The organism is Micromonospora violae (genome assembly GCF_004217135.1).
Taxonomy (GTDB): Bacteria; Actinomycetota; Actinomycetes; order Mycobacteriales; family Micromonosporaceae; genus Micromonospora; species Micromonospora violae.
In genome coordinates, this window is record NZ_SHKK01000001.1 from 5,140,715 (window position 1) to 5,153,706 (window position 12,992).

The window sequence follows — 12,992 nt, forward strand, 5'->3', positions numbered from 1 at the left end:
GAGACCGTGACCGGGGGCCCGTTCGCGCGACTCAGCCGAAGAGCGGCCGGACCAGCAGGTACATGATGCACGCGATAAGTGCGGCTGCCGGGAACGTGATGATCCAGGCGAGCACGATGTTGCCGGCCACGTTCCAGCGAACCGCGGAGAGCCGCTTGGTGGCACCCACGCCCATGATCGCCGAGGTGATGGTGTGGGTGGTGGAGATCGGCGCCTTCAGCACCAGGGCGTTGAAGTAGAGCACCGCGCTGGCGACGGTCTCGGCGGCGAAGCCCTCCGGCGGCCCCAGGTCGATGATCTTGCGGCCCAGGGTCCGGATGATCCGCCAACCACCGGCGTACGTGCCGAGGGCCAGCATCGTCGCCGAGGTCCAGAACACCCACCCGGGGATGTGCGTCTTGCTCTCCTGGAAACCACCGGTGTAGAGCGCCAGCACCACGATGCCCATGGTCTTGGCGGCGTCCTGCATGCCGTGGCCGACCGACATGGCTGCCGCCGAGGCGGTCTGCGCCCAGCGGAAGCCCCGGTTGAGCTTGCCCGGCTGCCCCTTCCGGAACAGCCACAGGATGGCCAGCATCAGCAGGTAGCCGAGGGTGAGGCCGACGATCGGCGAGAGCACCATCGGCAGGATGACCTTCTCGCCGATGTTGACCCACTGCACGATTCCGCCGGTGGACAGCAGGGTCGCGCCGACCAGCCCGCCGAACAGGGCGTGGGAGGACGACGAGGGCAGGCCGAAGTACCAGGTGATCAGGTTCCAGGCGATCGCGCCGAGCACCCCGGCGAAGACCACCCCCAGGCTGCTGATGCCGGTGGGCAGGGTGACCAGGCCGTCGCCGACGGTCTTGGCCACACCGGCGCCGAAGTGGGCGCCGACGAAGTTGCCGACCGCGGCGAGCCCGAGCGCGATCCGGGGGGTCAGCGCCCGGGTGGAGACGCTGGTGGCGATCGCGTTGGCGGCGTCGTGGAAGCCGTTGGTGTAGTCGAACGCCAGGGCCACCGCGATCACCGCCAGCACGGCGATGAGTTCAGGGGACACCGGCTCAGGACTCCTTGACGGCGATGGTCTCGACGGTGTTGGCCACGTGCTCGAAGGCGTCGCAGGCGGCCTCCAGCTCGTCAGCGACCTCCTTCATCTTCAGGACCGTCAACGCGTCGTACTCACCGGAGAAGAGGCGGACGAGCAGCTGCCGGTTGATCCGGTCGCCCTCGTTCTCCAGCCGGTTGCACTCGATCCAGTAGTCGTCGAGATCCTTCATCGACTTCAGCCGGGGCATCGCCTCGGCGGTCAGCTTGGCCTGCTGGTCGAGCACGTTGACCATCTCGTGCAGCTCACGGGGCAGCGCCGGAAGCTCGGTGAGCCCGTACAGGTAGAGCAGGTCGCCGACCGCCTCCAGATGGTCCATCACGTCGTCCAGCAGCGAGCCGAGCCGGTAGATGTCCTCCCGGTCGAACGGGGTGATGAAGGTCGAGTTGATCTTCTTGTACAGCTCATGGGTGATCTGGTCGCTGTCGTGCTCGACCTCGGTCAACCGCTCGCTGACGGACTGCACGTCCACGCCCGGCAGGGCCAGCTCGTTGAGCAGCGCGGTACCCCGGACCAGGTTCTGCGCGGCCCTGGTGAAGAGCTCGTAGAAGGCGCCCTCGGTGGGGCGGAAGGAAAACTTCACAGCACAGACCTCGTCGCGTTGGTGGAAGGGTGGCGGTGCCCGGCGGGTGCCTTACGGGTGCCCGCTCGGTGAATGCTAGAAAACGGCCGAACCGGGAATTCGCCGGCCCACCCCTGGCCAGGCACCATTCACCGCTCGTTCACCTGCCGTTCATCTCGACCGCCCCACCCGCACCCGCGCCCCCAGCCAGCAGCCGCTCACGCTCCCGCGCCACGTCGAAATCGGCAGCCGGATACCCCAGATCGAGCGTGTCGAACGTCTCACGCAACAGGTGGGCCACTGCCCAGTCCCGGTACCACTTGCGGTCCGCCGGCACCACGAACCAGGGCGCGGCGTCCGTGCCACATCGGCTCAGAGCCTCCGCGTACGCGGCCTGGTAGTCGTCCCAGTGCCCCCGGGAGTCGAGGTCGGAGGGGTCGTACTTCCAGTGCTTGCGCGGGTCGTCGAGCCGGCCCAACAGGCGCTCGCCCTGCTCGGCGTACGAGATGTGCAGCATCACCTTGACCACTGTCACCCCGTCCTCGGTCAGCTCCCGCTCGAACGAGTTGATCTCGTCATAGCGGGCTCGCCAGGTCGCCTCCGGCACCAGCGCGCCGATCCGGGCGATCAGCACGTCCTCGTAGTGCGAACGGTTGAACATCCCCACGTACCCGGGCGGCGGCAGCTCCCGGCGAATCCGCCAGAGGAAGTCGTGCCGCAGCTCCTCGCTGGTCGGCGGCCCGAACGAGCGGATGTGCAGGCCGAGCGGGTTCATCGCGCCGGCCACCCGCTTGATCGTGCCGTCCTTGCCGCCGCAGTCCATGGCCTGGAGCACCACCAGCACCCGCTGCACCGGCCGCCGCGACCCGGTCCTGGCCATCGCGAAGAGCATCTCCTGCTGCCGGCCCAACTCCTCGTCGACCAGCTCCACCTGCTCCCGCGCCCAGGTCTTGCGGTGCTCGCCGCGGCCCACCGACGCCGGCAGGCCGGGCGTGGAACGCGGGTCGATCGCGCCGAGGTCCACCGGCGCGCTGACCCGCAGCACCTCCCGCACGGAGCCGCCGTCCGGTGCCACGATCCGCCCTTGCTGGGGTGCGCTCATGCACGGATCATCGCCCAACCACCGCCGCTGCGCCCGCCGAGCGCCGCGCGGCGTCAGACCACCAGGGCCAACCACTTGCGGTACGCGGTGGCGAACGGCTCGGTGCCGTCGCCCAGGGCCCCGAGCAGCCGTTGGGCCGCAGCCTCGGCCTCGGCCACCACGTCGTCCGGGTAGCCGAACCGGGCCCGGTGCTCGGCGAACTCGTCCTCGTCGAGCAACTCCACCAGGCCGGTGGCTCGACGCCGGACCACGTCCAGATCAAGGTCGATCAGGTGGACGGTGTCGTCGGACTCCCAGCGGGCCGGGGTGGTGATGTCGCAGTAGACCTCGCTGGTCCGGGGCGGGGGGTTGAACATGGCCGTCCACCAGGCGCGATGCGGCACCAGCAGCACGAACGGGATCTTCTCCACCGAGGGCCGGCCGTGGTAGACCGACTCGGTGCCCTCGGGCACGCCGAGCCAGATGCCGAGATCATCCTCAGTGAGCCGGCGTGCCGGGTAGTCGCGGTGGGCGCTGCCGTCGTACTTGCGGTAGATCACGCGGACCACGTCGCTCGGCATGATTCGCACCCTAACCGATACTGCCCACGCGTCGTAGCGCGGCCGTAACCGGGCGGCGTCGGCCGTACGCCCGGCCCGGTCGACCGCACGCCACGCGGCGGATGGGCGCGGCCGGTGTCGGCGGCGCCGGGTACCGTCGCACGGTGACTCCGCCCCGCACCGCCACCGGTTCCGCCACCCCGTCGGCCCGTGCGAAGGGCCGGCGGCGGGGTGCCCGGCCCAGTGGCACCGAGCTGCTGGCGGCGGCGGTCGGCGCGGTGCCCGGCGGCGCGGAGCGTCCCGGCCAGTTGCAGATGACCACCGCGATCGAGGAGTGCGTGGCCGGCGGTGAGCATCTGCTCGTGCAGGCCGGCACCGGCACCGGCAAGTCGCTGGCGTACCTCGCTCCGGCGCTCACCGTGGACGGCCCGGTGGTGGTCTCCACCGCCACCCTGGCGTTGCAGTCCCAGCTTGTCGACCACGACCTGCCCCGGCTCGCCGACGCGGTCGAGCCGGTGCTCGGCCGTCGGCCCACCTTCGCCGTGCTCAAGGGCCGCCACCACTACCTGTGCCTCGCCCGACTGGACAACTCCACCGAGGAGGAGCCGGAGGACACCCTCTTCGACGCCCCCGCGGCGCGTCCCGGTGGCGGGACGAAGTGGCTCGGTGAGGCGGGCCGGTTGGGCAAGCAGATCGAGCGGCTGCGGGACTGGGCCGAGAAGACCGCCACCGGCGACCGGGACGAACTCGACCCGGGCGTCGACGACCAGGCCTGGCGGTTGGTGTCGATGCCGGCCCGCGAGTGCGTCGGCGCGACCCGTTGCCCGTTCGGGCAGGAGTGCTTCGCGGAGGCGTCCCGGGCCCGCGCCCGGGAGGCCGACATCGTGGTGACCAACCACAGCCTGCTCGCTGTCGACATGCTCGCCGACCGGCACATCGTGCCACCGCACAAGCTGCTCATCGTCGACGAGGCGCACGAGCTGGCCGACCGGGTCTCCTCGGCGGCGCAGGCGGAGCTGGTGCCCGAGTTGGTCGACCGGACCGCCCGACGGGCCCGTACGTTGCTGCGACCGGAGACGGCCGAGGCGCTCACCGCCGCCGGCGACGCCCTCGCGGTCGGCCTGGCCGAAGCCCCGGCCGGGCGGCTGACCGCGGGGTTGCCGACGCCGCTGCGGGAGGCGTGCACGCTGCTCGACGCGGCGACCCGCACCGCCCTGGACGCGATCGGTGAGGTCAAGTCCGACGACCCCGACCCGGTCCGCAAGCAGCAGGCCAAGGCCGCCCTGGACGAGCTGTCCACCACCGCGCAGCGGTTGCTGGAGGAGGCCGACCACGACGTGGCCTGGGTGGAGAAGAACGACAGTGGCAGCCGTCGGGCGCTGGTGGTCGCGCCGCTGTCGGTGGCGGGCACCCTCGCCACCCACCTGTACGACGAACGCACCGTCGTCGCCACCTCGGCGACCCTGGCGCTGGGCGGCCGGTTCGACACGGTCGCCCGCGCCCTCGGGCTGGACGCGCCACCGCCCGCCCCGCCGACCCCCGCCGCGGCCGCGCTGGCCGCCCGCACCGGCCCGGGTCGGCCGGCCGCCGAGACGCCGGCCCGTCGCCTCGCGGGCGACGTCACCCTGAACGCCGTCGTGCCGGCCACCGAGGGCCCCGGGTGGCGGTCACTCGACGTCGGTTCACCGTTCGACTACGCCCGGCAGGGCATCCTGTACGTCGCCGCGCACCTTCCCCGTCCCAGCGTCTCCGGGCTGCCCGAGGCGGCCGGGGAGGAGCTGCTCGGGCTGGTCGAGGCGCTCGGTGGTCGTACCCTCGGGCTCTTCTCCTCCCGGCGGGCCGCGCAGCAGGCGGCGGAGCTGGTGCGCGCGCGGACCGACCTGCCGGTGCTGCTCCAGGGCGAGGAGGCGCTGCCGCTGCTGGTGCGTCGCTTCCGTGAGGAGCGCGCCAGCTGCCTGTTCGGGGTGATGTCGCTCTGGCAGGGGGTGGATGTGCCGGGCGACTCCTGCCAGCTCGTCGTCATCGACCGGCTGCCCTTCCCCCGCCCGGACGAACCGCTGGCGGCGGCCCGGGCGGCGGCCGTGGACGCGGGCGGTGGCTCTGGCTTCGCGGCGGTCAGCGTGCCCATCGCGGCGGTCCGGCTGGCGCAGGGCGTGGGCCGGCTGATCCGGGCGACCGGCGACAAGGGCGTGGTCGCGGTGCTCGACTCCCGGTTGGAGACGGCCCGAGGCTACGGGCCGTTCCTGCGCCGGTCGCTGCCACCGTTCTGGTACACGACCCGTCCCGAGGTGGCCCGGGGCGCCCTGGAACGCCTGGCCAAGTCCTGAGCAGGCCCTACGGTGCCTGGGAGGCGACGACCACGGCGTCGGGCGGGGTGTCCGGGACCCGTCGGGCGGCGAGCCTGCGGACCGCGGTGTTCAGCACCGCGATGAGCGGCACGGAGACCAGCGCGCCGGTGATGCCGGCGAGCACGACACCGGCGGCGATCCCGATGATCACCGCGAGCGGGTGGAGAGCGACCGCCCGTCCCATGATCAGCGGCTGGAGCACGTGCCCCTCGATCTGCTGGACGCCGATCACCGCGCCCAGGATGATCAAGGCGGTGACCGGGCCGCTGTCGACGAGGGCCACCAGCACCGCCACGCCGCCGGAGAGCGCCGCACCGACGATCGGGATGAACGCGCCGAGGAAGACCAACGCGGCCAGCGGGAAGGCGAACGGGATGTCGAAGATGACCAGGAAGATGCCGATGCCGACCGCGTCGATGAAGGCGACCAGCACGGTCGCGCGGACGTAGGCGACAAGCGTCTGCCAGGAGGCGCGGCCCGCGTCGTCGACCTTCCACCGGGCGGCCACCGGCAGCAGCCGGACCAGGAAACGCCAGATCTTGTTGCCGTCGCGCAGGAAGAAGAACGTCGCGAACAGGACCAGCAGCGTTCCGGTCAGCACCTCGGCCAGCGTCGCGGCGGTGTTCAGCGCGCCGCTGGTGAATTTCGAGGTGTTGTTGTTGATCCAGAGCTGCGCCTCGTCGATGTAGCGGTCGAGTTGGGTGTCGGAGAGGTGCAGCGGACCCGTCTTCAGCCAGTTCTGGATCTGCCGGACACCCTCCGACGACTTCTCGCTCAGCTCCGGTACGCCGCGGATGAACTCGTTGACCACCAGCGTCAGCGTGCCGATCACCGCGGCCAGACCACCGACCAGCACCACCGCCGTCGCCAACGACCGGGGGAACCGGGCCCGCAGCAGCCAGCCCACCGCCGGGGCGAGCAACGCGGAGAGCAGCAGCGCGATGGCCAGCGGAATGATCACGATCTTGACCGTGCCGACGATCCGCAGGAGTGCCCAGGCGACCACGCCGATCACGATCAGTCGCCAACACCACGCGGCGGCGATCCGCAGCCCGTGCGGAACGTCGGCGTCGTCCCGACTGGAGGTGGAGCTGTGCAGATCCGTCGGAGGTTCCGCGCCGTAGACCGAGGCGCTGGGCGGCGCGGTCGGACCCGGCACCGCCGGCGACGCCACCCGGGCCGCCTCCGACACGTCGTTCAGCGCGTCACCCGATGCGCCCGGGTCGGCGCGCACCGCGGCCCGTCGTGACTGGTAGACGCGGCGAAGCCGCTCGCGTACCTGCTCGAAGCGGCTCAAGCGCACCTCCTGGCAGAAAAACCGGCCCGCCCACGGCGACCGGTCGGACAGTGTACGTCCGTTCCGCACACCGTAGGGCGGTTCAGCCACCCAATGCCCCGACCACCTTCGGCGTAACCACTGGCAGGCCACCGTCGGCCACACGGTAGCGTCTGCGGCGTGACCGCCGACAACGACATCGACGCCGGCCTGCCGATCCGCCTACTGCACGACCGCGTGCTGGTGCGGATGGAGGGCAGCGAGGGCGAACGCCGCTCCACCGCTGGCATCGTCATTCCGGCGACCGCCGCGGTCGGCAAGCGCCTCGCCTGGGCCACCGCGGTCGGGGTGGGGCCGAACGTCCGCGCCATCGTCTCCGGCGACCGGGTCCTCTTCGACCCGGACGACCGCTCCGAGGTCGAGCTGCACGGCCGCGGGTACGTGCTGCTGCGGGAGCGCGACGTGCACGCCGTGGCCGCCGAGCGGATCGAGAACGACTCGACCGGCCTCTACCTCTGACCCGCCTCCCCCGGCCACCGGGCCCCGTCGCGCACCGTTTGCCCGGCCGCACGGCGGGAAGCCATCCGGCGACCGTGGCCCTGGGGAGGGACAATGCCGGTATTCGTGAAGAAGCTGTTGACCTGGGGCAGTGTCGCGTTCCTGATCTACTTCATGGCCTTCCGGCCGGACGGCGCCGCGCAGGTGTTCCGGGGGATCGGGGCCGGGCTGATGGCGATGTTCCAGGGGTTCGGTGACTTCCTCACCTCGCTGATGACCTGAGCCGGGCGCGGTCAGGGGCGCGCCGGTGGCCAGGGCGGCGCGGATCGCGGACCCGCCCAGCCGGGCGGGGCGTACCCCACCGGAGCCGGTGCGGGAGCCAGCACCACCGGGATCGGCACCACCGGCTCGTCCGGCGCGTCCACCGGGCGCTGGGTACCGTCCGGGAAACGCAGGTGGTAGCGGCTGCCGTCCCAGACCCCCGCCGGGGCCTGCGGGTCCCGACCGACGAAGAACGACCGGTACGCGCTGATCGCGTCCAGCAGCTCCCGCTCCTCACGGGCGGTCCGCTCCTGGTCGGCGGGCTTGCGGTCCAGGCCGCGCAGCGTCCCGTCGCGCAGCAGGGCCAGCCGGGTGGCGGCGGCCTGGTAACCCCGCATCGCCCGCACCCCGGCGTCGCCGGCCACCCGCCGCGCCCAACTGCGGGCCGCGTGCCGCCGCCCGAGGCTGCTCAGGGCGGCCACCTCGGGCGGGCTGAGCCAGCCGGCGCGCACGTAGTCGGGCAGGGCCCGCTCGGTGAGCCGCCCCTCCCAGGCCCGCAGCCACAGCGCCAGCCCCACGGTGCCGAAGAAGACCGGCACCATGAGGCCCAGGAAGCCGTACAGCATGATCATGGCCTCGCCGGTGGCCTGGGTCAGCGTGGGCAGCAGGTTCCACGTGCCGTGCAGCATCATCGCCAGCAGCAGGCCGGCGATCGGGGCGAGCACCCGGATGCGCCGGTCGGCCGTCCGGGAGGCGATACCCAACCCCACACCGGTCATCGAGGTGAAAAGGGGATGGGCGAACCCGAACAGCAGGATCCGCAGGATGAAGATCGCGATGACCTGTTGGATGCCGGTGGCCGGGCCGTAGCGGTCGGCGCCCGACGCGTACCCCAACCCGCCCAGGTAGAGGATGTTCTCCACCATCGCGAAACCAACCGCGGCGAGCCCGCAGTAGACCAGACCGTCGGTGATCCCGGACCACTCGCGGCGGCGGAAGACCAACAGCAGGATCGGGCCCAGCGCCTTGGTCAGCTCTTCGATGAACGGCGCCACCAGCACCCCGGTGAGCGCCGACGGCAGGCCCCAGTCGTCGAACCGGTTGGCCGCGAAGTCGTTCACCGTCAGCGAGGCGGCGGTGGAGACGAACGCACCCCAGGCGAAGCAGAAGATCAGATACTTCAGCGGCTCGGGCTCGTACCGGTCCAGCCAGAGGAAGCAGGCGACCAGCACCGGCACCGGCAGGATGGCGGCGACCACCCCGATCAGCAGGGCCTGCGCACCGAGCGACTGGCCGAGCGTGAAGACCATGAACACCGCGCACGCCGCGATGAGCAGCACCACCCCGGCCAGCACCAGGAACCGTCGCCAGCCCAGTCGGCGCAGCGGCATCCGGGGCGTCTCGCCCATGTGCGGGGCGGCGGGCGCAGGCGGGGCGGCCGGCGACGGCGGCAGCGGTGAACCGGGCGGGGTGTCGGCCATGCGGTCAGCGTAGCCATCCACTGCCGGCTGGTTCGGTCGCATCGGTAGCCGCTATGCTGCCGGCAGGTCACGAGCGCCAGCGTCAAGCCCCGGCTTGCTGGCCGGCAACCCTCGTCGAGTTCGCGGTGGGGTGCCCCGGGTGATGACCGGGCCCAGCCCGATCGGTGTGCTGGGCAAGCGCGGACCCCGTCCCGATGTCGCACCCGGGGTCCCTGACCCCGGAGGTTCCGGCGTGTCCGTCACTCTCGTCCGCCCGCTGCCCACCCTGCCCACCGTGCCGTCGACGCCGGCCGCGCCGCTCGACGTCCTCGGCGTACCCGGTGAGATCAACCTGGACTACGCGGCCAGCGCGCCGTGCGCGCGGGCCGCCGCCGACGCGGTGGCCGAGCTGCTGCCCTGGTACGCCAGCGTGCACCGTGGCGCGGGAGCGCTGTCGCGGCGCTGCACCCTCGCGTACGAGCAGGCCCGGCAGACGATCGGTGACTTCTTCGGCGCGCGCGCCGACGATCACGTGATCTTCACCCGGAACACCACGGACGCGCTCAACCTGCTGGCCCGGGCCGTGCCGGCCGGCACGACGGTGGTCACCTTCGCCGGTGAGCACCACGCCAACCTGCTGCCCTGGCCGCGCGGGTCGGTGCGCCTGCCGGTGCCCACCGACCCCGAAGGGGCGGTACGCGATCTCGCCGCCGCCCTCACCGAGCTGCGCCGGGGCAGCAGTCCGGCACTGCCGGTGCTGGTCGCGGTGACCGGAGCGAGCAACGTCACCGGTGAACTGTGGCCGGTCGCCGAACTGGCCCAGGTGGCCCACCGGCACGGTGCCCGGATCGCCCTGGACGCCGCGCAACTCGCCCCGCACGCCCCGGTCGACCTGCACACGCTCGACGTCGACTACCTGGCCGTGTCCGGCCACAAGCTGTACGCCCCGTTCGGCGCGGGCGTGCTGATCGGCCGGTCGGACTGGCTGGACGCCGCCCCGCCGTACCTGGCCGGCGGTGGGGCCACCAGCCACGTCGGGCCGGCCACCCACGACGTGACCTGGACGACCGGCCCGGCCCGGCACGAGGGCGGCACTCCGAACCTGCTCGGCGCGGTCGCGCTGGCGGCGGTCTGCACGGCGCTCGATGACGCCGACCGGGAGGCGCTGGCCGCCCACGAGCAGGCCCTGCTGGCCCGGTTGCGGACCGGCATCGCCGCCCTGCCGCACGTGGTCGAGCTGCGCACCTTCGGCCCGGACGCGCCACGGGTCGGGATCGTCTCCTTCGTGGTCGCCGGATGGGACTCCAGCGAGGTGGCGGCGCGGCTCGCCGCCGAGCACCGCATCGGCGTACGGGACGGGCTGTTCTGTGCCCATCCGCTGGCCCGGCGTCTACTCACCGAGGCGGCGGCGCGTACCGGCCGGCGGGACCTGCCTCCCACCGCGCTCCGCGCCAGCATCGGGCTGGGCAGCACGGCAGCCCAGGTGGACCGGCTGCTCGCGGCGCTGGCCGAACTGGGCTGAGGCCGGGGGCGGCGGTGGCCCGCGCTCAGCCGATCGGTGGGGCGGTGGGTGGTTTCGGTGGTTCGGTGGGTTCGACGGGCTCACCGACCGGGCGCTCCTGCTCCCCGAAGGCGGAGCGGATGCACCGGTTCGCCTCCTCCTGCTCGATCCCGGAGGCGACCAGCAGGTCACTCGCGGTCGTCCGGATCTGGGCGACCACCACACTGCCGGAGAAGCCGACCCCGGCGCCGTACGCCCGGCCGGCCTCGCTGACCGCCCGCAGCGACCGCTCCCGGGCCTTCTCCGGCTCCTCGCCGGCGGCGAACTCGTGCTTGAGCAGCCGGACCGACTCGGCGAGGTGGTTGATCGCGTCCGGCATCGGGTCGGGCACCGGCTCCTCGTCCTCGATCAACGTGACGGAACGACGGATCAGCGTGCCGGTGTTGCGCATCGCCCGGTCGATCGGGTCGGCCGCCTCCGCGTAGTGGATCAGCTCGCTGCGCCGGTGCCAGCGGGCCGGGGAGAGGGTCGCCGTCTCCTTCGCGCCCTCGATCGCCTCGGACAGCGTGGCCAGCTCCTCCTTGTTGTTGCGCAGCCGGTCCAGTGCCCGCTGGATGCCGGCCCGGTCCCGGCTGCGCAACCCGTCGGCGGTGACATCGAGCTGGGTGGCCAGCAGGTCCAGCGCGGGCCGGGCCGCCCGGTTGATCACTCGCAGTGGGTTCAGCGGCAGCAGCACCGCCGTGACCAGCAACGCGACCCCACCGCCGAGGAACGCGTCCACGAACCGGGGGATCTCCAGATTCTGGGTGGAGGGGCTCAGCGTGACGATCAGCACCGCCGTGGCGGCCGCCTGGATGACGATCGCCACGCTCGCCCCGGCGAAGATCGTTAGCAGGATCGCCACCGTGACCACCAGCCCGAGCTGCCACGCCCCGGTGCCGAGCAGGTAGATCAGGAAGTCACCGATCGCCACCCCGATCCCGACCCCGGCGATCAACTCCACGGTCCGGCGGAACCGCTGGCCGACCGACGCGGCCAGGGTGCCGACCGCGGAGATCGGTGCGAAGACCGGTTGCGGGTTGCCGAGCACCTTGTGCGAGATCAGGTACGCGATACCAGCAGCCAGCCCCGCCTGCACGGCGAGTCCGCCGGCCATCCGGACCCGGTGCAGCCGGTCGTGCAGGGTGGCTCGGCTGCGATGGCGCAACTCTTCGGTGGCCTCGGCGATCCGCGCGCCATCGATGTCCACCAGCCCGTCGCGCAGCGCGGTACGTCGCACCATCGGAGGTCGCTTGTCCCGGGCCACGGCCATGGGCGCGACTACCCATGGTGGGCCGGCTGAATCCTCCCCTGCCGCGCCGTGGGCGGATGCGGCAGACTCGGGCGGTGGTTGATCTGCTGGACCGGTGGCGGGCAACGGCCCGGGATGCCGGCGCGGGACCTGATTCGGACACCACCCGGGCCGGGGAGCGTCTGCTCGCCCGGTGGCGCGAGCCGCACCGGCACTATCACACGCTGGCCCACCTGACGGCGGTGCTCGATCTGGTCGACCAGCACGCCGACCTGGTCGCGCGGGCCGACGTGGTCCGGCTCGCGGCCTGGTTCCACGACGCGGTCTACGACCCCCGGGCCGCTGGCGACGCCAACGAACGGGACAGCGCCGCGCTGGCCGAGAGCGTACTCACCGGGCTCGGGGTGCCGATGCCCACGGTGACCGAGGTACGCCGGCTGGTGCTGCTCACCGCCGGGCACACGGTGGCACCGGACGACCGGGACGGCGCGCTGCTCTGCGACGCCGACCTGGCCGTACTGGCCGCGCCGCCGGCCCGCTACCAGCGCTACGCGACGGCGATCCGCCAGGAGTACGCCCATGTGCCGGAGCCGGCGTTCCGGGCCGGACGGGCCGCTGTGTTGACCGGCCTGCTGGCACTGCCCGCGCTGTTCCGGCTGCCCCCGCTGGCGAGCCGCTGGGAGCAGCCCGCCCGTGACAACGTGCGCCGCGAGCTGGTTGCCCTCACCGGGGAGCCGGCGAACGGGGGCTAACCAGGTGCTTCGGGCGACGCAGGCCGGCGTCGCGGAGCAACCGGACCAGCTCCCGGCTCGGCACCACCTGGGCGCCGAGCCACACCGCCGCCGCGAACCGGTCGGCCGGAATGTCGTAGTGGTCCCGGTCGAAACCGCGCCGGGGCGCGCCCAGCGCCTCGGCGAAGGCGTGCAGCTCGGCGTACGAGACGTCACTGACCAGGTGCGACCAGAGCCGACCACGCCACGGCCAGGCAGGCCGGTCCAGGTAGAGCATGCTGCCCAAGTTATCCCGTCCAGTCGATCATGTTGATGATCGCGGGCCGGCGACCTAGC

13 protein-coding genes and 1 riboswitch are annotated in these 12,992 nt (G+C 72.5%); of the genes, 5 read left to right on the plus strand and 8 right to left on the minus strand.

What is annotated here, in order from left to right:
• Nucleotides 1–31 precede the first annotated feature (31 nt).
• The 4 genes from EV382_RS23035 to EV382_RS23050 all read right to left on the minus strand — a co-directional run bounded on the left by EV382_RS23035 (nucleotide 32) and on the right by EV382_RS23050 (nucleotide 3,311).
• Nucleotides 32–1,039: an inorganic phosphate transporter gene (locus EV382_RS23035; RefSeq protein WP_130405065.1), complete on the minus strand. Its 1,008-nt coding sequence runs from the start codon at nucleotides 1,037–1,039 to the stop codon at nucleotides 32–34.
• A gap of 4 nt (nucleotides 1,040–1,043) precedes the next feature.
• Nucleotides 1,044–1,670 (minus strand): DUF47 domain-containing protein, encoded by a 627-nt coding sequence (locus EV382_RS23040; protein WP_130405067.1) that lies wholly within the window; start codon nucleotides 1,668–1,670, stop codon nucleotides 1,044–1,046.
• Between the two features lie 139 nt (nucleotides 1,671–1,809).
• Nucleotides 1,810–2,751 carry a PPK2 family polyphosphate kinase gene (locus EV382_RS23045; RefSeq protein WP_130405069.1) on the minus strand — a complete coding sequence of 314 codons (942 nt, stop codon included), beginning with the start codon at nucleotides 2,749–2,751 and terminating at the stop codon, nucleotides 1,810–1,812.
• Between the two features lie 53 nt (nucleotides 2,752–2,804).
• On the minus strand, nucleotides 2,805–3,311 hold the full coding sequence (locus EV382_RS23050; protein WP_130405071.1) for a DUF402 domain-containing protein: 507 nt from the start codon (nucleotides 3,309–3,311) through the stop codon (nucleotides 2,805–2,807).
• Between the two features lie 101 nt (nucleotides 3,312–3,412).
• On the opposite strand from EV382_RS23050, the gene EV382_RS23055 reads away from it, so the two are divergent.
• Nucleotides 3,413–5,617 (plus strand): ATP-dependent DNA helicase, encoded by a 2,205-nt coding sequence (locus EV382_RS23055; protein ID WP_208758478.1) that lies wholly within the window; start codon nucleotides 3,413–3,415, stop codon nucleotides 5,615–5,617.
• 7 nt (nucleotides 5,618–5,624) lie between these two features.
• Here the strand turns inward: EV382_RS23055 and EV382_RS23060 are convergent, their stop codons facing one another.
• Nucleotides 5,625–6,986 (minus strand): AI-2E family transporter, encoded by a 1,362-nt coding sequence (locus EV382_RS23060; protein WP_244236987.1) that lies wholly within the window; start codon nucleotides 6,984–6,986, stop codon nucleotides 5,625–5,627.
• 108 nt (nucleotides 6,987–7,094) lie between these two features.
• On the opposite strand from EV382_RS23060, the gene EV382_RS23065 reads away from it, so the two are divergent.
• Both EV382_RS23065 and EV382_RS32880 read left to right on the plus strand, forming a co-directional pair.
• A complete protein-coding gene (locus EV382_RS23065) occupies nucleotides 7,095–7,433 on the plus strand; it encodes a GroES family chaperonin (protein ID WP_130405077.1) in 339 nt (112 codons plus the stop codon).
• 93 nt (nucleotides 7,434–7,526) lie between these two features.
• Nucleotides 7,527–7,694, plus strand: coding sequence for a hypothetical protein (locus EV382_RS32880; protein ID WP_165435845.1), 168 nt, complete (start codon nucleotides 7,527–7,529; stop codon nucleotides 7,692–7,694).
• Nucleotides 7,695–7,705: 11 nt separating this feature from the next.
• Here the strand turns inward: EV382_RS32880 and EV382_RS23070 are convergent, their stop codons facing one another.
• Nucleotides 7,706–9,196 (minus strand): PrsW family intramembrane metalloprotease, encoded by a 1,491-nt coding sequence (locus EV382_RS23070; protein ID WP_130405079.1) that lies wholly within the window; start codon nucleotides 9,194–9,196, stop codon nucleotides 7,706–7,708.
• A 23-nt stretch (nucleotides 9,197–9,219) separates the two neighbouring features.
• A riboswitch (SAM riboswitch) is annotated at nucleotides 9,220–9,340 on the plus strand.
• A 46-nt stretch (nucleotides 9,341–9,386) separates the two neighbouring features.
• On the opposite strand from EV382_RS23070, the gene EV382_RS23075 reads away from it, so the two are divergent.
• A complete protein-coding gene (locus EV382_RS23075) occupies nucleotides 9,387–10,655 on the plus strand; it encodes an aminotransferase class V-fold PLP-dependent enzyme (protein ID WP_425271922.1) in 1,269 nt (422 codons plus the stop codon).
• A 25-nt stretch (nucleotides 10,656–10,680) separates the two neighbouring features.
• On the opposite strand, the gene EV382_RS23080 is transcribed toward EV382_RS23075, so the two are convergent.
• Complete coding sequence (locus EV382_RS23080) at nucleotides 10,681–11,916, minus strand: FUSC family protein (protein ID WP_130405081.1); 1,236 nt, start codon at nucleotides 11,914–11,916, stop codon at nucleotides 10,681–10,683.
• Between the two features lie 104 nt (nucleotides 11,917–12,020).
• Here EV382_RS23080 and EV382_RS23085 point away from each other — a divergent pair, with 104 nt between their 5' ends.
• Nucleotides 12,021–12,677 (plus strand): HD domain-containing protein, encoded by a 657-nt coding sequence (locus EV382_RS23085; protein ID WP_244236791.1) that lies wholly within the window; start codon nucleotides 12,021–12,023, stop codon nucleotides 12,675–12,677.
• Here the strand turns inward: EV382_RS23085 and EV382_RS23090 are convergent.
• On the minus strand, nucleotides 12,649–12,933 hold the full coding sequence (locus EV382_RS23090) for a DUF4031 domain-containing protein (protein WP_130405086.1): 285 nt from the start codon (nucleotides 12,931–12,933) through the stop codon (nucleotides 12,649–12,651). The two genes, EV382_RS23085 and EV382_RS23090, sit on opposite strands and share 29 nt — an antisense overlap.
• Between the last annotated feature and the right edge of the window lie 59 nt (nucleotides 12,934–12,992).

What these genes read in the sequence shown, in the direction of transcription:
- EV382_RS23080 (WP_130405081.1), bottom strand. Translation starts at nt 11,916, where the DNA reads ATGGTGCGACGTACCGCGCTGCGCGACGGGCTGGTGGACATCGATGGC.
- EV382_RS23050 (WP_130405071.1), bottom strand. Translation starts at nt 3,311, where the DNA reads ATGCCGAGCGACGTGGTCCGCGTGATCTACCGCAAGTACGACGGCAGC.
- EV382_RS23055 (WP_208758478.1), top strand. Translation starts at nt 3,413, where the DNA reads ATGGGCGCGGCCGGTGTCGGCGGCGCCGGGTACCGTCGCACGGTGACT.
- EV382_RS23045 (WP_130405069.1), bottom strand. Translation starts at nt 2,751, where the DNA reads ATGAGCGCACCCCAGCAAGGGCGGATCGTGGCACCGGACGGCGGCTCC.
- EV382_RS23070 (WP_130405079.1), bottom strand. Translation starts at nt 9,196, where the DNA reads ATGCGACCGAACCAGCCGGCAGTGGATGGCTACGCTGACCGCATGGCC.
- EV382_RS32880 (WP_165435845.1), top strand. Translation starts at nt 7,527, where the DNA reads ATGCCGGTATTCGTGAAGAAGCTGTTGACCTGGGGCAGTGTCGCGTTC.
- EV382_RS23090 (WP_130405086.1), bottom strand. Translation starts at nt 12,933, where the DNA reads ATGCTCTACCTGGACCGGCCTGCCTGGCCGTGGCGTGGTCGGCTCTGG.